Raw genomic sequence first — 18,930 nt, 5'->3', positions numbered from 1 at the left:
GAGGGGGCGGGCCCTTCCGTGCGACGGAACGAAACGGAACGAAGCGAAGCGGAACGGGATGGAAGCGAAAGGAAAACGGAGGGGAAGGGGTGAAGACTGTGGAGAAGCCGATCCTTGCACGGGGTGCCCGAGGTCGCGCAAGTCCCCTGTTACCGATGCGTAGTCATGTCCGTTTTGCTGCCGAGCCGCAGGTCACCGGGTCGACAAATCACCAGCAGCGGGCTCGGGCTCACACTGGGTCAGGTATCGGCAACGGCCGCTTCTCGATCGCCGCCGCCATCACCTCGGGAAACAGGTCGGGAGTGCAGGCGAAGGCCGGCGCACCCAGTGCGGCGAGCGCGGCCGCGTGCTCCCGGTCGTAGGCGGGCGCCCCCTCGTCCGACAACGCGAGCAGCGTCACGAACTGCACCCCGGACGCCTTCATCGCCGCGACCCGCTTGAGCATCTCGTTGCGTATGCCGCCCTCGTAGAGGTCGCTGATGAGCACCATCACCGTCTCCGCGGGCCGGGTGATCTGCGACTGGCAGTACGCCAGCGCCCGGTTGATGTCCGTGCCACCACCGAGCTGCGTGCCGAACAACACCTCCACCGGGTCGTCGAGCTGGTCGGTGAGGTCGACGACCGCCGTGTCGAACACGACGAGCCGTGTGTCGATCGACCGCATGGACGCCAGCACCGCCCCGAACACGGACGCGTAGACGACGGAGGCCGCCATCGACCCCGACTGGTCGATGCAGAGGACGACCTCCTTCTTCACCGACTGCGAGGCCCTGCCGTATCCGATCAGCCGCTCCGGCACGATCGTCCGGTACTCCGGGAGGTAGTGCTTGAGGTTGGCCGAGATCGTGCGGTTCCAGTCGATGTCGTGATGGCGCGGCCGGCTGATCCGGGCGCTGCGGTCGAGGGCGCCGGTGAGCGTGGCCCGGGTGCGGGTGGCGAGCCGCTTCTCCAGGTCCTCGACGACCTTGCGCACGACCGCACGTGCCGTCTCCTTCGTCGTCTCCGGCATCGCCTTGTTGAGCGAGAGCAGCGTGCCGACCAGGTGTACGTCGGCCTCGACCGCCTCCAGCATCTCCGGTTCGAGGAGCAGGGCGGACAGCCCGAGCCGGTCGATGGCGTCCCGCTGCATGACCTGCACGACCGAGGAGGGGAAGTACGTCCGGATGTCCCCCAGCCACCGCGCCACGGACGGCGCCGACGCCCCGAGTCCCGCCGAACGCTCCTTCCCGGCCTGTCCCTTCCCGTCCCCCCGCCCGTAGAGCGAGTTCAACGCCCCGTCCATCGCGGCATCCCGCCCACTGAGCGCACACCCGGTGCCATCGGCCGCCTCCCCACCCAGCACGAGCCGCCAACGCCGGAGCCGCTCGTCGGAGGGAGAGGTGGGGACGGTGGGAGAGGTAGATGCGATGGGGGCGGTGGGTGCGGTGGAGGCCGCCGAGGCCGTGGAGGTGCTTGCGGCAGCGGAGACGCTGTCCGGGACGCTCGCCGGGATCCGCCGGCCCGAGCTCATGACCACATCTGTCGTCCTCTGCCTCGTCCTCGTCCTCGTCCTCTGCCTCGCCGAAGTCGTCACGTCGTTCGGGATGCCAGGGACTGCCCGATCGTTCGTCATGCCCGTGCCCCCGTTCGGAACCGGTCCCAGAGCGGGACCACGGCCACGCTCGTCACCGAGCCGTGCTTCGCCCGGAACCCGGTCCCTTTCCCGGGTGCGCCTCCCCGCCCGTCCCCGACCGCGGCGACCGACCTGTCGGTCCCACCCCTCGATGTCCGCGATACGTCGGTCGTCATCCCGCCACCCCCGCAAGGTCGTTGTCGTCGGCGTGCGCCAAGTCGTCGCCGCCATAGCCGTCGTTGTCGCCGCTTCCGTCGTTGTCGCCGTCGTGGTCGTCATCCAGGCCGAGCAGCAGTCGCACCACCGGCAGCACGGCATCCGCCCGGTCGCCGTCGAGGTCCGCCCCGAAACCCGGTATCCCGGAACCGGCTCCCGCCGCACTCCCCCGCTGTCCGGGACCCCGCCGGACCAGTTCGCCCAGGGTCCGCCGCACTCCCGGCTCGTACGCCGAGAACGTGCGCCGCAGCAGCGGCAGCACATCGGTGAACGCCTCCGCCGACACCCCCGTCAACCAGGCGTCGACGAGCCCGAGCAGCCGCTCGTCGTGCACGAGGAGCATCCCGCCGCCGGACCCGCCCCCGACGAACCCCTCGATCCACGCGGCCGCGTCCCCCGGTGCCGTCCCCGGTGACAGCACGAGTCCCATGAGCCGCGCCGCCTCGTCCTGCGCCAACTCCCCGTCGTCCAGCAGCAGTCGCACGGCCCGCCCCCGAATGACACCGGGCACGGTGTCCCGCAGCGACAGCACCTTGAGCACGGCCTGCCAGCGGCCGCGGAGCCCGAGGTCCGGGGCCGCCACCTCGCCCAGCAGCCCCACCGCCCCGTGGACCGCGTCCACATGACGCCGCATCTCCTCCGCCGCCTCCGCGTCCAGCGCGGCGCAGGCCGGAGGCAGGCCGACGAAGACGCGTTCGGCGAGCCCCGCGGCGACCTCGGTCAGGGCGCCGGTGTCGGTGCCGCGCACATCGCCGTAGCGCAGGGACCGGACGAGGGCCGGCAGGGCCTGGGCGAGGTGGCCGACGTCCGCGTCCAGCGCGGCCCGGTCGGCGAGGATCTGCATCACCGTGGGCAGGGCGTCCGGGAGTTCGGCCAGCAGACAGCGCTCGGCGAGGGCGGTGACGTCGGCGAGCCCGGACGCGGAGACGGCGTCCGCCTCCGCCTTGGCGGTGGCCGCGGCGAGCACGGTCGTGCCCCACACCCCCGCCTCGGCGACCCGCACCGACAGCTCCGGCTCCCATCGCAGCCGCCACGTCTCCCGGAATGTGCCCGTGCTCCCCCGCGAGGCCACCGGATCGCCCCACGCCACACCCAGCAGCCGCAGCCGGTGCAGCAGCCTGCTGCGCTCGGCGTCGTTCTCCTTGCGCAGGTCGAGTTCCAGCTCCCGCTCCAGCGCCTCCGGCTTGATCCGCAGCCGCCGCTGGATCCGGTCGAGGTCCCGCTGCAACGGCACCGCGGGCGCCGCCTGCGGCACCTCCCCCAGCACGTCCCCGACCACCAGCCGGTCGTGCACCAGCGCCAACGGCACGTCCGAGCCCTCGCACATCACCGCCCGCACGGCGTCGGTCGTCTCGCTCAGGCCGGGCAGGGGGCGGCCGCGCATTGCCGCGAGCGTCTCGGCCAGCCGTACGGCTTCGATGACGTGCGCCGAGGACACGATCCGGTCCTCGTCCCGGAGCAGCCCCGCCACCTTGGTCAGCCACCGCTCGACGGGCCGGTCCGGTGCGCCGAACAGATGCCCGTACCAGCCGGGCGAGTCGATCCCGGCGCCGTAGCCGCTGTGCCGCGAGAGCCTGCGGTACGTCCACGGCACCCACGTCATGTCCGCCTTGACCTTGGGGAGGCCCTTGAGGAGGGCCTTGTCGGCGGCGACCGTGCTCTTCCGCCGCAGTGCGGGCACGTGCCAGGCGCCGCACACGACGGCCACGTCGTCCCCGAACTCCCGCTGCGCGGCCCTCATCTGGAGCCGCATGTACGCCTCCCGCACGAGGTCCCGGTCGTGTCCACCGGTCCCGTACGTCTCCCGCAGCACCCCCATCGCCTCTTCCAGCACGGTGAACGGCTCGAACACGTCCCCCTGCCCCGTGCCCCGGTGCTCGACGACGTCCTCCCACCACCGCTCGGGGTCGTCGTATCCGGCGGCCTCGGCAAGCACACCGAGCGGGTCGACCCGGACGGCGTCATGAACAGCGGGCTCGTCACCCGAAGCGGCCGGCTCGTCGCCCGACGCCTCAGGCTCATCGCCCGGCGCCGCAGGCTCGACGTCCGACGCCGCAGGCCCCACGTCGGTGGCGGGTCCGTCGGGTCGGTCGGTGGGCTGTGCGGCCTCCTCGTCCCTCCCCCACACCAGCGTGTGCGTGGCCGGCAGGTCGATGAAGCGGGCCGGGACCTCGTGCTCCAGCGCCCAGCGGATCGCCACCCACTCCGGGGAGAACTCGGCCAGCGGCCAGAAGGCCGAACGGCCCGGCTCGTCCACGGCATGGGCGAGGAGCGCCACCGGCGGTCGCATGTCCTCCTCGGCTGCCAGCGGAATCAACGCGTCGGCCTCGGGCGGCCCCTCGATCAGCACGACCCGGGGCCGGGCCGCGTCCAACGCCGCCCGCACGGCCCGCGCCGACCCGGGCCCGTGATGCCGCACCCCGAGCAACAAAGGCCCCGTCCCGACCTCACCCACGTCGCTCACGCCGTCCCCCTGCCCTTCGGGGCCACTTGGAGTCGTCCTCGCCGACGGCCGCGATGCCACCCTGGCCGCCGTCCCGCTCAAGACCCGTCAGACCTGTCACACCCGTCCCCCTTGCTTCCGCGCGCCTCGGCAACCGGCACCGGCACCGCCGCTACCGCGGCCGCTCCAGGTGCCTCCGTGCGTCGTGCCCTGTGCGTCGTGGCCCCGTGCGTCCCCGCTCGACGAACCTCAGCCCGCGCCTTCTCCTCCGTGGGCTCCGGCCGTTCCAGCCCCTCGCGGCCCCGACTCAGGTCGTCCCTCACGCACTCACCTCCCGGCAGGCCCGATAGAAGTCCTTCCAGCCGTCGCGCTCGCGGACGACCGCCTCCAGGTACTCCTGCCAGATGACCCGGTCGGCCGACGGATCGCGGACGACGGCGCCGAGGATGCCCGCGGCGACGTCCCCGGCCCGCAGGACGCCGTCGCCGAAGTGGGCGGCGAGGGCGAGCCCGTTGGTGACGACCGAGATGGCCTCCGCGGTCGACAGCGTGCCGCTGGGCGACTTGAGCTTCGTACGGCCGTCGGACGTCACCCCGTCGCGCAGCTCACGGAAGACCGTCACGACACGGCGGATCTCGGTGATGCCGTCGGGCGCGGCCGGCAGATCGAGGGATCGGCCGATCTGGTCGACGCGGCGCGAGACGATGTCGACCTCGGCCTCGACACTCTCCGGCAGCGGCAGCACGACCGTGTTGAAACGGCGGCGCAGGGCGCTGGAGAGGTCGTTGACCCCGCGGTCCCGGTCGTTGGCCGTGGCGATGAGGTTGAAGCCGCGGACCGCCTGCACCTCCTGGCCGAGCTCCGGTATCGGCAGCGTCTTCTCGGACAGGATCGTGATCAGCGTGTCCTGCACATCGGCCGGGATACGGGTCAGCTCCTCCACCCGGGCCGTCATCCCTTCCGCCATGGCCCGCATCACCGGGCTGGGCACGAGGGCGTCGCGGCTCGGGCCGTTGGCGAGCAGCTGCGCGTAGTTCCAGCCGTAGCGGATCGCCTCCTCCGGTGTGCCCGCCGTGCCCTGCACGAGCAGTGTCGAGTCGCCGCTGACCGCCGCGGCGAGGTGCTCGGACACCCAGGTCTTGGCGGTGCCGGGCACGCCGAGCAGGAGCAGGGCGCGGTCGGTGGCGAGGGTGGTGACCGCGACCTCGACGAGGCGCCGCGGGCCCACGTACTTCGGGGTGATCACCGTGCCGTCCGGCAGGGTGCCGCCGAGCAGGTACGTCGCCACCGCCCACGGCGACAGCTTCCAGCGGGTCGGGCGCGGGCGATCGTCCTGCGCGGCGAGCGCGGCGAGTTCACCGGCGAAGGCTTCCTCGGCATGCGGCCGCAACGCCTCGGCCGGCTCTTCCTGCTTCGGTTCCACGCTCGTCGGTTCCACGGACACAGACATGGCTGAGGCCCCCTCCAGCTCGGCCGGTTCGGATCTGTCACCAACCGTGCACCACGCCACTGACAATGCGATCCGACCTGCGGAAACTCGCTCACGGGGGCCGGATCGCCGGTCAGCCCCGGGCCGATTGTCAGTGGGGGGATCTACCTTCGATGACATGACTCAGCAGGGGGTGCGCTGGACGGCGGATCAGGTGCTGGCACTGGCTCCTGACGCCGCCTCACGCAAAGCGGGAAGCAAACTCGGCGCGGCCGGGCCGTGGTCCGAGGCGGGGAGTTCCGACGAGGGGACGGTGTGGGGGCTGTGCAAGGGCAGTGGCAGCAAGCCGTATCAGACGGTCATCGACATCGCGGACGCCGCCGGTCCGGCGTACAAGTGCAGTTGCCCGAGCCGCAAGTTCCCGTGCAAGCACGCGCTCGGACTGTTGCTGCTCTGGGCGGGCGGGGAGGGCGCGGTGCCGCCGGGGCCGGTGCCGGACTGGGCGGAGCAGTGGGCGGAGGGCAGGAGGCAGCGGGCGCAGGAGAAGCGGGCGGCGGACGCGGCCGGTTCCGCCGCGGGGTCCGGTGACCCGGACGCGGCGCGGCGCAGAGCGGAGCGCCGGGCAGCGCGGATCACGGCGGGTGCGACGGAGCTGGAGCAGCGGCTGGCGGATCTGCTGCGCGGCGGCCTGGCGGGGGCGGAACAGGCGGGGTACGGCATGTGGGAGGAGACGGCCGCCCGCATGGTGGACGCCCAGGCCCCGGGACTCGCGGCACGGGTGCGGGAGTTGGGGTCGATTCCGTCGTCCGGGCCCGGCTGGCCGGTGCGGCTGCTGGAGGAGTGCGCTCTCCTCCACCTTCTCGACCAGGGCTGGCTGCGCCGCGAGCGGCTGCCGGACGGCCTCTCGTCGACGGTCCGTTCCCGCATCGGCCTGCCCGCCTCGGCGGACGGTCCTGCTCTACGGGACCGCTGGCTGGTCCTCGCCCAGTACGACACGGCCGACGCCCGTCTGACGACCCGCCGGATCTGGCTGCACGGCACGGACTCCGGCCGCACGGCACTGCTCCTTTCCTACGGCGCCGCCGGACGCTCTCCCGAACTGGCGCTTCCGGTGGGGCTGGAACTGGAGGCGGAGGTCTCCGCCTATCCCGGTTCCGGTCAGTCGCGTGGGGCGCTCGGCGAGCAGTTCGCGCCTCCGGTGCCCTCGACGGCCCGCCCGCCGGGAGTGACGACCGAACAGGCCGCCGCCCGCTACGGCGAGGCGCTGCGGGACGATCCGTGGCTCGACTCCGTCCCCATGACCCTGGACCGGGTGATACCGGCCCCGGACGGGGACGCCTGGCAACTGGCCGACGCCGAGGGCGACTCGGCGCTGCCGCTCACCGCATCCGCCCGCTCCCGACCAGGCCTGTGGCGCCTGGTCGCGCTCTCGGGCGGTGCCCCGGTGAAGGTCTTCGGCGAGTGCGGCCACCGCGGCTTCACCCCGCTGACGGCGTGGCCGCAGGGCGCGGGCGAGGCGGTGCGACTGTGCTGACCGGAACCGGCCCGGCAACCGACCGGACGGAAAGGAACCACATGGACAGGACCTCCGCTCCCGCGCCGGACGCCTGGGAGGAGCTCGTCACCTCGGCCCTGCTCGGCACCGCGCGCCGCACACCGCCCGGCGTCGCGGCCGGTCCCGAGGCACCGGTGGCGTTGTTGGACGCGGCGGCCGCGGAGACCGTACGGCGGCGGGCCGGGATCAGGCCCGCGCGCGCCGCCCAGCGGCCGCAGCCGGCGCCCGAGGACACACGCCCCGCCCTGCCCGCGGCGGCGGCCCGCCGGCTCGCGACGCTGCTCGCCGACCGGCCGGGCACGGGCGGTGGGGGCCGCCGGGGCACGGCACCGGATCTGATGGAGCTGCTGCCGCAGTGGCTCGCGACGGCGAACACCCGCGGTTACGCGGCGCCCCCGCAGCTGCTGCCCGCACTGCTGGACGCGGCCCGGGGGCGTACGGATCTACGGCCGGCGGCGCTGGCGTTCGCGGGCTCGCGTGCCATCTGGCTCGCCCGGTTGAACCCGGACTGGCGGTTCGCCCTGCGGGCGACACCGGGCGGTGGAACAGCCCTGCCGTCGCCGCAGGACACGGCAAGCGTCCGCCTGCTGTGGGAGGAAGGCCTGTTCGCCGAGCGGGTGGCGCTCCTCGCGGCGATACGGGCCCGGGAGCCCGCCGCGGCGCGTGAGCTGCTCGCCACGACCTGGGCGACCGAGCGGGCCGAGGACCGGCTGATGTTCCTCGACTCGCTGCGGACGGGGCTGGGGCCGGACGACGAGCCGTTCCTGGAGCAGGCACTGGCGGACCGCAGTCGCAACGTGCGGGCGACGGCGGCGGAGTTGCTGTCGGCGCTGCCGGGTTCGGCCCTGGCGGCGCGGATGGCGGTCAGGGCCGGGGCCTGCGTGGCGGTCGACCACACCGGGGACGCGCCGTCGATCCTCGTAGAGGCGCCGCACGAGTGCGATGCGGGCATGGAGCGCGACGGTGTCGTGGCGAAGGCGCCCTCGGGTCGGGGGGAACGCTCCTGGTGGTTCGGGCAGTTGGTGGAGGCCGCGCCCCTGGGGGTGTGGACGGGACGGCTCGGGGGGCGGACACCCGAGGAGATCGTGGCGCTGCCTGTGACGGACGACTGGCGGAACGACCTGCATGCGGCATGGTGCCGGGCCGCCGTACGACAGCGGGACGCCGGGTGGGCGCGGGCGCTGCTCGGGACACCCGCGGCACCGGAGGCCGGGGGGCCCGGAGCGGTGTCCCTGGCGGAGCGGGCCAAGCTGCTGAGCACCCTGGGGGCCGCCGAACGGGCCGAGTGGGTCGCCGGGTTCATCGCGACGCACGGTTTGTCGGAGGCGTTCCAGCTGCTGGGGGTGTGCGGGGTGCCGTGGGCCGCGCCGCTGGGGCGGGCGGTCGTCGACGCGCTCAACATCGCTCGGGACGCGGGGAGTTATCCGTGGAGCTTCAGCGGGGTGATGGGGCTGGCGGAGCGATGTCTCGATCCGGCCGAGGCGGGTCGACTGGAGGGGCTGATGGCGGTGCCGGACGAAGGGGAGGACGCGAGTCCCGGAGCGGGGGGCTACTGGGCGGAGGCGTTCCAGCGCTTGGTGACGACCTTGCGGTTGCGTGCGGCGATGGCGGAGGAGCTGGAGGTGGCGTAGCTCGCGACCTGTCCGGCGGCGAGGGCCCCGGGGCCTCTGCCTTCACTCTTCACGCGGAACAAGGGCGACCTGTCAACCGGCGCCTACCGACCCCACCCCAGGGGCGCGGGGAACTGCGCGACCAGCCCCCAACAACCCGCACCCGACCCCCGGACCGCCCCCGGCACCCGCACCCGCACCCGCACCCGCACCCGCACGCCCTACGCCCTACGCCCTACGCCCTACGCCCTACGCCCTACGCCCTACGCCCCAGCCGACGCCCGCGCATTCTCCCGCACCCAGTCCACGATCGACTGCGTCGTCGCCCCCGGCGTGAAGATCTCCGCGACGCCCTTCTCCTTCAGCGCAGGGATGTCCGCCTCCGGGATGATCCCGCCGCCGAACACCAGGATGTCCTCGGCCTCCCGCTCCTTGAGCAGGTCGATCACCGCGGCAAACAGCGTGTTGTGGGCGCCGGAGAGGATGGAGAGACCGATCGCGTCGGCGTCCTCCTGGATCGCGGTGCCGACGATCTGCTCGGGGGTCTGGTGGAGGCCGGTGTAGATGACCTCCATGCCCGCGTCGCGCAGCGCCCTCGCGATCACCTTGGCTCCGCGATCGTGACCGTCGAGCCCCGGTTTGGCCACCACGACGCGGATCGGACCGGCTGTCACACCCATCACTGCCTCCATGAAGCGACTGCGTCCATTCGTACCGACTAGTACCGCACAGACCGGGAATGTGAACGAACGTTATCGCTGCCATCACGCACCTTGCAGTTTCGCGGTGGACGCCGAGGGGGAAATCACACCTGGGACACGTTCGGGAGCCGCAACGAGGTCGCCGCACCGCCGGGCCGCAGGCCGCGCGTCACGGTGGTGCGGCGCGCCGGCGACGGCACGAAGGGCACGTAGGACAGGTAAGGCATGACAGCGGGCAGCCTCGTCGCCACACCGGCGGAGCGGCTCGTGACGTCACCGGCGCACCACCAGCACCGCGAGCACCATAGGCACCACCGATACGACCGGCTCAAGCCCCGGCACCGTCGGTACCGCCTGCATCAAACGCACCAACCGCACCACCGGCTCCGTCAGCTCCGCCGGCCCGTCCGGCAGCCCCGGAACCCCGCGCCGACCGCCGCACCCCTCTCCCGCGCTCCCCTCGCGCCACGCAGGCGTCGACCTCCGCCGCGACTCCCCATGAGCGCACACGGGGGACGGAGCAGTCCTCCCGTGTGCCGACAGGAGGTCGGCCATGAAGGTCACCAAGGCGGTGCTGCCCTTTCTTCCGCTCTGCCAGCGCCTGATTCCCAGCAGGCTGGCGGGACTCTCCCTGGCCCTCCTGAAGGCGACCGCCCTGGAGATCGCGATTCTCGCGGGACACCTCCTGCTCTACCCGTCCGGCATCACCCAGGAGCGCCGCTCCCCCCTGCCCGCGCTCCCCGCGCCGGAGGACGGCGCCGCACAGCTGCCGACGGAGGCCAAGCCCCCGGTCGTCCTGCTGCACGGCTTCATCGACAACCGCTCGGTCTTCGTGCTCCTGCGCCGCAGCCTCGCCCAGCACGGCAGGCAGCAGATCGAGTCGCTCAACTACTCCCCGCTGACCTGTGACGTCCGCGCCGCGGCCGAGCTGCTCGGCCGGCACATAGAGGAGATCTGCGAGCGCACGGGCAGTGAGCAGGTCGATGTCGTCGGGCACAGCCTCGGCGGCCTGATCGCCCGGTACTACGTACAGTGCCTCGGCGGCGACAGCCGGGTCCGCACCCTGGTGACGCTCGGCACCCCGCACTCCGGCACCCGGGTGGTGCCGCTGGCCAACGCGCACCCCATCGTGCGCCAGATGCGCCCCGGCTCGGAGTTGCTCGAGGAGCTCACTCGGCCGGCCCCTGGCTGCCGTACGCACTTCGTCAGTTTCTGGAGCGACCTCGACCACCTGATGGATCCGCTGGAGACCGCCTGTATCGACCACCCCGACCTCACGGCGCAGAACGTCCGGGTGAGCGGGATCGGGCATCTCGCCCTGCCCGTGCATCCCGCCGTGGCGACCGGCATACGGCAGGTGCTCGACACCGCGCAGGCCGGGGAGGAGACGGCCGGCCGCACAAGCGGACTGACCGTGGCGTAACGGTCGTACCGGCCACCGGTCACGGCCTGCGGTCACAGGCCGCCGACAGCTCGCCGACAGCCGCCGGAGCGCGGGCCGACATCGAACATCCTTCGAACACAGAGCCAAAGTCGCGCCCGCAGTCCCCCGAAACAGAGCCGAATGCCCGTTTCCTGCGCGCTCAAAACCAGTTGAAGATTGTCGCGCCCGCATACCGCCGGGTACAGTCGCCGCACTGCTCTGGCAGCCCCTGTTGTCGAGGCGAAAGAGAAGTTGGTGAACGACCGTCACCCGTCGGGGACCATGACCACCCCGGCCCCGGCTTCCGACGCCGACTCGTCGCACTACGCGACGTACGGCACCCAGGAAGCCCCGTACGGCGACTTCACCACGTACGGCAGCTACGACGCCACCGGTTTCGGCACCACCGGTCCCGATGTCTCGGGCACCGGCGCGCACGCCACCGGCAGCTTCGAGACCGACCCGCTCTTCGGCAACATGCCGGGCGACGCGACCGGTTCGTACGACGCCTCGACCTGGAACACCGGCGGTCACCAGACCCTGAACTACGACATGTACGCGGCCCAGCACCACGCCGCCTACGACACCGGCGCGTACGACGCCACCCAGTGGGGCGGCGACCACCAGCAGCTCGCCGCGATCCCCCCGCAGGGCGGCGCCGCCGACCACAGCGGGCAGTGGGACGCGAGTTCCTGGCACCAGCAGGACCGGACCGCGGGCCCGGCCGACCAGACCCAGCACTGGGAATGGGGCACGCAGACCTTCGACACCGGGGCGTACGACGCCACGCAGTGGAACTCCGACGGCACGGCGGCCGACCCGCAGCCCACGGCCACCTTCGAGCAGGTCGGCTACGACGAGACCCACACCTACGAGGAAGGCCAGGCGTACGAGGAGAGCCACGCGTACGGCGAGGCGAATCCTTACGGCGAGGCCTACGCCGAACACACCTCGCACGACGGCGAGTCGGCCGCCGCCGACACCACCGGAGCGGCCACCACCGCCACCGGCGAGATGCCCGTCGTCCACGACGAGGACGCCCCGCTCCTGGACGAGCAGGAGGAGCCGACAGCGGCCCCCGCTCCGGGCTCCCGTGTCGCCGCGCGCAACGCGAGCCGCTCCCGCCGCCGTATGCCCGCCAAGCGCTCCGCGCTGCTGACGATTGCCGTCCCCTCGGCGTGTGTCATGGGCGTCGCCGGGATCGCCGCCGCCTCGGTCGGCACCCTGACCGGCGACGACAAGGACACCGCGCGGACCCTCGCGGACGCCACCGCCGTTCAGCCGGCCGCCGCGAACAACAAGCTGGACACCCAGCTCGAGAGCCTCTCGGCCGGCGCCGACGACTTCGCCGACCGGGCCAGCCGTACGCAGGAGCGCATCGACCTCAAGGCCCAGCAGGTGGCCGAGAAGAAGAAGGCGGCGGAGGAGGCGGCCCGCAAGGAGCGGCTGCGCCCGAAGTTCGCGCTGCCGGTCGCTCAACGGGGTCTCAGCGCCTACTTCGGCCAGTCCGGCGTCAACTGGATGTCCGTCCACACCGGCATCGACTTCCCGGTGTCGTACGGCACCACGGTGATGGCCGCGACCGACGGCACCGTCCGCACGCAGTGGAACAGCGCCTACGGCAACATGATGGTCGTGACGGCGAAGGACGGCACGGAGACGTGGTACTGCCACCTCTCCAGCTACCGCGTGGCCTCCGGTACGACCGTCAAGGCCGGCGACCCGATCGCGTACTCCGGCAACTCCGGCAACTCGACCGGCCCGCACCTGCACTTCGAGGTGCACCCGGCGGGCGGTTCGGCCATAGACCCGCTGCCGTGGCTGCGCAGCCACGGGCTGGACCCGACGTAACCGGCCACCCACCGGCTGGACCCGATGTGACTCCCCGGGCCCAGCGCCCTTCCTGACCCGCCCGGTCTACAGCTTCTCCACCGGCGCGTACCGCAGCAGCAGCCGCTTCGGCTTGGCTTCCCCGAAGTCGATCGTCGCCTCGGCGTTGGCGCCCGTGCCCTTGACCCCGACCACCGTGCCGAGGCCGAACTGGTCGTGGGTGACCCGGTCGCCGACGGCCAGCGCGACCACCGGCTTCTCCGAGGTCCTGCGGGTGGCGAACCCGGACGCGCCCGACGCCGAGGAGCGCGAGCGGGAGGACGACAGCGAGGCCGCGACCCCCGAGACCGGTCCCGCGGGAGCGGCGACCGCCCCGGTGCGCTTCCAGTCGACGTGCTGCGCCGGGATCTCCTCGAGGAAGCGGGAGGGCGGGTTGTACGACGGCTGCCCCCACGCGCTGCGCAGTGAGGACCGGGTCAGATAGAGCCGCTCACGCGCGCGCGTGATGCCGACGTACGCCAGCCGCCGCTCCTCCTCCAGCTCCTTGGTCTGGCCGAGGGCGCGCATGTGCGGGAAGACGCCGTCCTCCATGCCGGTGAGGAAGACGACCGGGAACTCCAGGCCCTTGGCGGTGTGCAGGGTCATCAGGGTGATGACTCCGGAGCCGTCCTCGTCCTCGTCGGGGATCTGGTCGGAGTCGGCGACGAGCGCGACCCGCTCCAGGAAGTCGGAGAGCGAGCCGGTCTCCTCGCCCTCACCGGACTCCTGCTCGAACTCCAGGGCCACGGCCGCGAGTTCCTGCAGGTTCTCGATGCGGGTCTCGTCCTGGGGGTCGGTGGAGGCCTGCAACTCGGCGAGGTAACCGGTGCGTTCGAGCACGGCTTCCAGGACGGTCGCCGGACCCGCTCCGGACTCGACGATCGTGCGGAGCTCCTCCATCAGCACGTTGAACCGCTTGACGGCGTTGGTGGAGCGCGCGGCCATGCCGTACGCCTCGTCGACGCGCTTGAGCGCCTGCGGGAAGCTGATCTTCTCGCGCTGGGAGAGGGCGTCGATCATCGCCTCCGCGCGGTCGCCGATGCCCCGCTTGGGGACGTTGAGGATCCGGCGCAGCGGCACGGAGTCCTCCGGGTTGGCGAGGACGCGCAGGTAGGCCAGGACGTCCCGGACCTCCTTGCGCTCGTAGAAGCGGACGCCGCCGACGACCTTGTAGGGCAGGCCGACGCGGATGAAGACCTCTTCGAAGACTCGGGACTGCGCGTTGGTGCGGTAGAAGACGGCGACATCGCCAGCCTTCGCGTCGCCCGCGTCGGTGAGACGGTCTATCTCGTCGGCGACGAACTGCGCCTCGTCGTGCTCGGTGTCGGCGACATAGCCGGTGATGCGCGCGCCCGCGCCCGCGTTGGTCCACAGGTTCTTGGGGCGGCGGGACTCATTGCGCTCGATGACGGCGTTGGCGGCGGTGAGGATCGTCTGGGTGGAGCGGTAGTTCTGCTCCAGGAGGATCGTCGTCGCGTCCGGGTAGTCCTCCTCGAACTGGAGGATGTTGCGGATGGTCGCGCCGCGGAAGGCGTAGATCGACTGGTCGGCGTCACCGACGACACAGAGCTCGGCGGGCGGCAGGTCATGCTCGCTCGGGGGTACGTCCACCGGGTGCTCGGAGGTCCCGACCAGCTCCCTGACCAGCGCGTACTGGGCGTGGTTGGTGTCCTGGTACTCGTCGACCAGGACATGCCGGAAGCGGCGCCGGTAGTGCTCGGCGACATCGGGGAACGCCCGCAGCAGGTTGACCGTCGTCATGATCAGGTCGTCGAAGTCGAGGGCGTTGGCCTCGCGCAGCCGCGACTGGTACATGGCGTACGCCTGGGCGAGGGTCTTCTCGAAGCCGTCGGTGGCCTGGGCGGCGAAGTCCTCCTCGTCGATCAGCTCGTTCTTCAGGTTGCTGATCTTGGCGCTGAAGGACTTCGGCGGGTACCGCTTGGGGTCGAGGTCCAGGTCGCGGCAGACCAGGGCCATGAGGCGCTTGGAGTCGGCGGCGTCGTAGATCGAGAAAGAGGAGGTGAACCCGAGCTTCTTCGACTCCCTGCGCAGGATCCGCACGCAGGCGCTGTGGAAGGTCATCACCCACATCGCGTTCGCGCGCGGGCCGACGAGCTGCTCGACGCGCTCCTTCATCTCGCCCGCGGCCTTGTTGGTGAAGGTGATCGCGAGGATCTGGCCCGGGTGGACATGGCGCTCGCCGAGGAGGTGGGCGATGCGGTGGGTGAGCACCCGGGTCTTGCCGGAGCCGGCGCCGGCCACGATGAGCAGCGGGGTACCGGAGTGCACGACGGCCGCGCGCTGGTTCTCGTTCAGCCCCTCCAGGAGGGCGGCCGGGTCCACGACCGGGCGCGGGGCGCCGTCGCGGTAGTAGGCGTCCCGGTCCGGGGGCACGTCGAACTTCCCACCGAACAGATCGTCCGGAACCTGCTCCGGTACGTGCTCGTCCTCGGGCGGCGGCGGGGGTTCCTCCGCATGCCCGCGAGGGGCCTGGAGGTCCGCCAGGAAGCTGTCGTCAAAGAGGCTGCTCATCGCTCTCCGAGTCTAGGGCTCCCCACTGACAGCCCGCCGCCGCCCCGAGAACATCGCCCGAATCACCGTCCGACCGCGGCTGGCCGGAAGCCGACCCCGGAAAGCGGGCAGATATCGTCAACCAGACGAAATGAGCCCAGGAAAACAAATCATTACGAATCGAACACATGGAGCGGCGCCTGGGAGTTAGGTCACGAAAATGTATCGGGCATATCGAACATCAACCTTCACAGAGGCCACACCAGTTGGCTACCGTTCCGGGCAGGCCGTACGACCCCTTCCGGCGAACCTCGCCGGGCCGTACTGCCTCCGCCGAGTCCGCAGCGCCGCCGCGCGCCCGGAGCCGGGGACCCACCGAACTTGGGGTGAATCGGCCCACTCCCGCGCAGGGGAGCGCCGTAGGGCAAACCTTCCGAAGCACTTCGCCCGAACCCGACAGCTAACTCGGTAGGCGGAGCATGGGAAGGAGTCGCCTCCCTTGGCGTCGCACCGCAAGTCGCGTCCCGTCGGTACGCGCGTGGCAGGCATACGGACCCCGGCCCTCGCAACGGCCGCCCTCACCTCCGTGGCCCTGCTGTCCCAGTCGGCGAACGCAGCGCCGGCCGACGACAGGCCCAGCCTCGAAGAGGTCGAGAAGAAGGTCGACGACCTCTACCGCCAGGCCGAGTCGGCGACCGACAGCTACAACGCCGCCAAGGAGAAGACGACCAAGCAGCGCAAGCAGGTCGACACCCTCCTCGACGACGTCGCCCAGCGCACCCAGAAGCTCAACGAGGCGCGCGAGGAACTCGGTTCCTTCGCCGCGGCCCAGTACCGCACCGGCGCCGCCGCGCCCGACACCGCGACCTTCCTGCTCGCCGACACCCCGCAGGACTACTTCGACCAGGCGCAGCTGATGGGCCGTCTGACGAGCCGCCAGAAGGGCGCGGTCGACGACTACGTCTCCGAGCAGTCCGCGACGATGAAGAAGCGCCAGGAGGCCTCCCAGAGCCTTCAGACGCTCAGCGAGACGCAGAGCGACCTGAAGACCGCCAAGGCGACCGTCCAGAAGAAGCTCGCCGACGCGCGTGACCTGCTGTCGGAGCTGACGGCCCAGGAGAAGGCGCGTCTCGCGGCGATCGAGAAGCGGAAGCAGGAGGAGGCGGCCCGCAGGGCGGCGGAGCTGGCGCAGCAGCAGGCGGCCGCGGAGAAGGCGGCCCAACAGGAGAGCGCGCCGGCTTCCACCGGTTCGAGCACGTCGACGGCGCCCGACTCCTCGTACGCCACCAAGGCCGCCAAGGCCCTCGCCTTCGCCCGCGCGCAGATCGGCAAGCCGTACGTCTGGGGCGCCACCGGCCCCGACTCCTACGACTGCTCGGGGCTCACCCAGGCCGCCTGGAAGGCCGCCGGAGTCGACCTCCCGCGCGTCACCTACGACCAGGTCAACGCCGGCACCACGGTCTCCCTGGCCGACGCCCAGCCCGGTGACCTGGTCTTCTTCTACGACGACATCAGTCATGTCGGCCTCTACATCGGCAACGGCATGATGATCCACGCCCCGAAGCCGGGCGCGTACGTCCGCGAGGAGTCGATCTACTACGACGGCGAGTCGGGGATCCACAGCGTGGTGCGCCCGGCCTGAGCCACCGCTCGTCGGCGGCCCGCGCGGGCAGGATCCTTTCGTCCGCGCGGACAGAACCCTCTCGCCCGAGCCGACAGGCCCCTTCGCCCGCGCGGGCAGGACCCTTTCGTCCGCGCAGGCAGGACCCTTTCGTCCGCGCGGGCAGGACCCCTTCGTCCGCGCAGGCAGGACCCTTTCGTCCGTGCGCCGCGGAGGATTCCAGCGCCCGCGAACGGCGGCGGCTCCTGCGCCCGCGCGTATTTCCGCACGCGCGCGTGCGCGCCCCGCTCGCACGGCACGCGGGGCTTCCTAGCATCGGCACATGTCCGGCACCTCCCCGTACTCCCTGCTGAGCGCCTGGTGGACGCGGCGCCCGCCCGCGGCCGGGGCCGCCGTGATGGCGACCGCCATCGTGTCCGTCGGGCTGCACCTGGCCGGTCACGAGACGCTGTCCCGCATCGCCCTGGTGATCGGCTGCGCGGCCTGGCTGGCACTGGCCGCCGGCTTCGCCGTACGACTGCTGCGGGAGCGCGAGCGATGGGTCGCGGACGCCGGGACACCGGGCGCCCTGACGGCCGTGGCGGCGACCACCGTCCTCGGCACCCGCTTCTCGGCGCTAGGCCGGCAGACCCTCGCCGAGGCGCTGCTGGCACTGTCCGCGCTGCTGTGGCCGCTGCTGCTCGTGCTCGTCATGAGGCACTGGAGGCGGCGGATGCCCGGCGGGGTGTTCCTGTGCTGTGTGGCCACCCAGGGCCTCGCGGTCCTCGGCGCCACGCTCGCCGCGGCCGAGTCGGCGGCCTGGCTCGCGCACACGGCGCTCGTCCTGTTCTGGCTCGGCCTGGTCCTCTACGGTGTCGCGTTCTTCCGCTTCGACCTGCGCCAGGTGCTGGAGGGAGCGGGCGACCAGTGGATCGCGGGCGGCGCGCTCGCCATCTCGGCGCTCGCCGGCTCGAAGCTGATCGCCGCGGACAGCGCGCGCCTGTACCTGTGGAACGACGACGACCACGGCGTGCTGCGCGCGGTGACCGTCGCCCTGCTGATGCTCGACCTGGCCTGGTACGCCGTCCTGCTGACGGCCGAGGTCCTCCGGCCGCGCCCGCGCTACGACGTGCGCCGCTGGGCCACCGTGTTCCCCATGGGCATGACCGCGGCGGCGACCCTGGCGGTCTCGGCCGCCGTGGACCTCCCGTGGCTGAGGACGCCCGGTGAGGTGCTGCTGTGGGTCGCGGTGGCGGCCTGGCTGGCCGTCGCCGCGTGGGCGGCCGGCGCCGCCCGCACCGCCCTCAGGTCCACAGGACGGCGATGAAGACGTTGGCCGTGGTCAACGCGCCGACCAGGCCGAACAGGCTCTTGTCCACCGTCTCGTCGTCCCGCTTCACATAGACGAGGCCGAGGATCACGATCAGCAGGGCCAGCTTCACGCCGATCTTGATGTTGTTGACGTGCTGGTCGTCGGCCTGGTTGAGGCCGACCAGGATCACCCCGGTGACCAGCATCGTCGCGGCGCCGTGCAGCATCGCCGGGACGAACCGGGCGGTGCCCTGGCCCATCGCCTTCATCTGCGTGAGGAACCCGCCGAGCAGCGAGGCGATGCCGATGATGTGCAGGCCGACGAAGAGATGGATGAGTACGTCCATGAGGCCGGAGCCTATTCCTGGGTGCGGGGGACGCTCGCACCGGCCCCTCGCGCGGATCTTGCATATATGCGGCCCATAGCACTCCCCGCCCGTCACGGGCCCCGTTATCCCGGGTTCGGTCAGCGCACCGCGCGAAGTCGACGGTGCCCCCCGGGGATCACGGTCACCTTCGGTCACCAGGCGGTCCCCTGGCGGCAGTTCCGCACAACGCGTTACCTCCCGGACACGGTCCGGTTTAGCGTCCTCCACCAGGTGACCGGCTCCCCACCGCCGCCCGGGCCAGGGGCGGCAGTCGGCCACCAC

Annotated in this window: 13 protein-coding genes and 1 riboswitch; of the genes, 6 read left to right on the top strand and 7 right to left on the bottom strand. The window is 72.0% G+C overall.

Annotated elements, in window-relative coordinates; genetic code table 11:
* Nucleotides 1-229: 229 nt before the first annotated feature.
* The 3 genes from IOD14_RS04865 to IOD14_RS04855 form a co-directional block, all read right to left on the bottom strand.
* Nucleotides 230-1,408, bottom strand: coding sequence for a VWA domain-containing protein (locus tag IOD14_RS04865; RefSeq protein WP_212673204.1), 1,179 nt, complete (start codon nt 1,406-1,408; stop codon nt 230-232).
* 376 nt (nt 1,409-1,784) lie between these two features.
* A complete protein-coding gene (locus IOD14_RS04860; RefSeq protein WP_249125831.1) occupies nt 1,785-4,292 on the bottom strand; it encodes a DUF5682 family protein in 2,508 nt (835 codons plus the stop codon).
* A gap of 298 nt (nt 4,293-4,590) precedes the next feature.
* The gene (locus tag IOD14_RS04855) at nt 4,591-5,721 is read right to left on the bottom strand and encodes an AAA family ATPase (protein WP_212669728.1); all 1,131 of its coding nucleotides are present in this window, start codon (nt 5,719-5,721) and stop codon (nt 4,591-4,593) included.
* A gap of 157 nt (nt 5,722-5,878) precedes the next feature.
* On the opposite strand from IOD14_RS04855, the gene IOD14_RS04850 reads away from it, so the two are divergent.
* Entirely contained in the window at nt 5,879-7,234 is a 1,356-nt protein-coding gene (locus tag IOD14_RS04850; protein WP_123991180.1) for an SWIM zinc finger family protein, read from the top strand.
* Between the two features lie 41 nt (nt 7,235-7,275).
* Nucleotides 7,276-8,886, top strand: a complete 1,611-nt coding sequence (locus IOD14_RS04845) for a DUF5691 domain-containing protein (RefSeq protein ID WP_123991179.1) — start codon at nt 7,276-7,278, stop codon at nt 8,884-8,886.
* A gap of 242 nt (nt 8,887-9,128) precedes the next feature.
* Here the strand turns inward: IOD14_RS04845 and IOD14_RS04840 are convergent, their stop codons facing one another.
* Nucleotides 9,129-9,545 carry a cobalamin B12-binding domain-containing protein gene (locus IOD14_RS04840; protein ID WP_212669727.1) on the bottom strand — a complete coding sequence of 139 codons (417 nt, stop codon included), beginning with the start codon at nt 9,543-9,545 and terminating at the stop codon, nt 9,129-9,131.
* Between the two features lie 125 nt (nt 9,546-9,670).
* The gene (locus IOD14_RS44715; protein WP_280844817.1) at nt 9,671-9,793 is read right to left on the bottom strand and encodes a hypothetical protein; all 123 of its coding nucleotides are present in this window, start codon (nt 9,791-9,793) and stop codon (nt 9,671-9,673) included.
* A 326-nt stretch (nt 9,794-10,119) separates the two neighbouring features.
* Here IOD14_RS44715 and IOD14_RS04835 point away from each other — a divergent pair, with 326 nt between their 5' ends.
* Both IOD14_RS04835 and IOD14_RS04830 read left to right on the top strand, forming a co-directional pair.
* Nucleotides 10,120-10,989, top strand: coding sequence for an alpha/beta fold hydrolase (locus tag IOD14_RS04835; RefSeq protein WP_212669726.1), 870 nt, complete (start codon nt 10,120-10,122; stop codon nt 10,987-10,989).
* A gap of 282 nt (nt 10,990-11,271) precedes the next feature.
* The gene (locus tag IOD14_RS04830) at nt 11,272-12,840 is read left to right on the top strand and encodes a M23 family metallopeptidase (RefSeq protein WP_212673202.1); all 1,569 of its coding nucleotides are present in this window, start codon (nt 11,272-11,274) and stop codon (nt 12,838-12,840) included.
* A gap of 66 nt (nt 12,841-12,906) precedes the next feature.
* On the opposite strand, the gene pcrA is transcribed toward IOD14_RS04830, so the two are convergent.
* On the bottom strand, nt 12,907-15,390 hold the full coding sequence (pcrA, locus tag IOD14_RS04825; RefSeq protein ID WP_123991176.1) for a DNA helicase PcrA: 2,484 nt from the start codon (nt 15,388-15,390) through the stop codon (nt 12,907-12,909).
* A gap of 300 nt (nt 15,391-15,690) precedes the next feature.
* A riboswitch (cyclic di-AMP (ydaO/yuaA leader) is annotated at nt 15,691-15,860 on the top strand.
* Nucleotides 15,861-15,868: 8 nt separating this feature from the next.
* Here pcrA and IOD14_RS04820 point away from each other — a divergent pair.
* Together IOD14_RS04820 and IOD14_RS04815 are read left to right on the top strand one after the other, a co-directional pair.
* Entirely contained in the window at nt 15,869-17,011 is a 1,143-nt protein-coding gene (locus IOD14_RS04820; protein WP_212669725.1) for a C40 family peptidase, read from the top strand.
* 301 nt (nt 17,012-17,312) lie between these two features.
* Nucleotides 17,313-18,296 carry a tellurite resistance/C4-dicarboxylate transporter family protein gene (locus IOD14_RS04815; RefSeq protein ID WP_212669724.1) on the top strand — a complete coding sequence of 328 codons (984 nt, stop codon included), beginning with the start codon at nt 17,313-17,315 and terminating at the stop codon, nt 18,294-18,296.
* Here IOD14_RS04815 and IOD14_RS04810 read toward each other — a convergent pair.
* Complete coding sequence (locus IOD14_RS04810) at nt 18,274-18,627, bottom strand: hypothetical protein (protein ID WP_123991173.1); 354 nt, start codon at nt 18,625-18,627, stop codon at nt 18,274-18,276. The two genes, IOD14_RS04815 and IOD14_RS04810, sit on opposite strands and share 23 nt — an antisense overlap.
* Nucleotides 18,628-18,930 lie beyond the last annotated feature (303 nt).

Source organism: Streptomyces sp. A2-16, assembly GCF_018128905.1.
GTDB lineage: Bacteria > Actinomycetota > Actinomycetes > Streptomycetales > Streptomycetaceae > Streptomyces.
The sequence above is the reverse complement of the archived record's forward strand: the minus strand, read 5'-3'. Positions and strand labels throughout refer to the sequence as shown.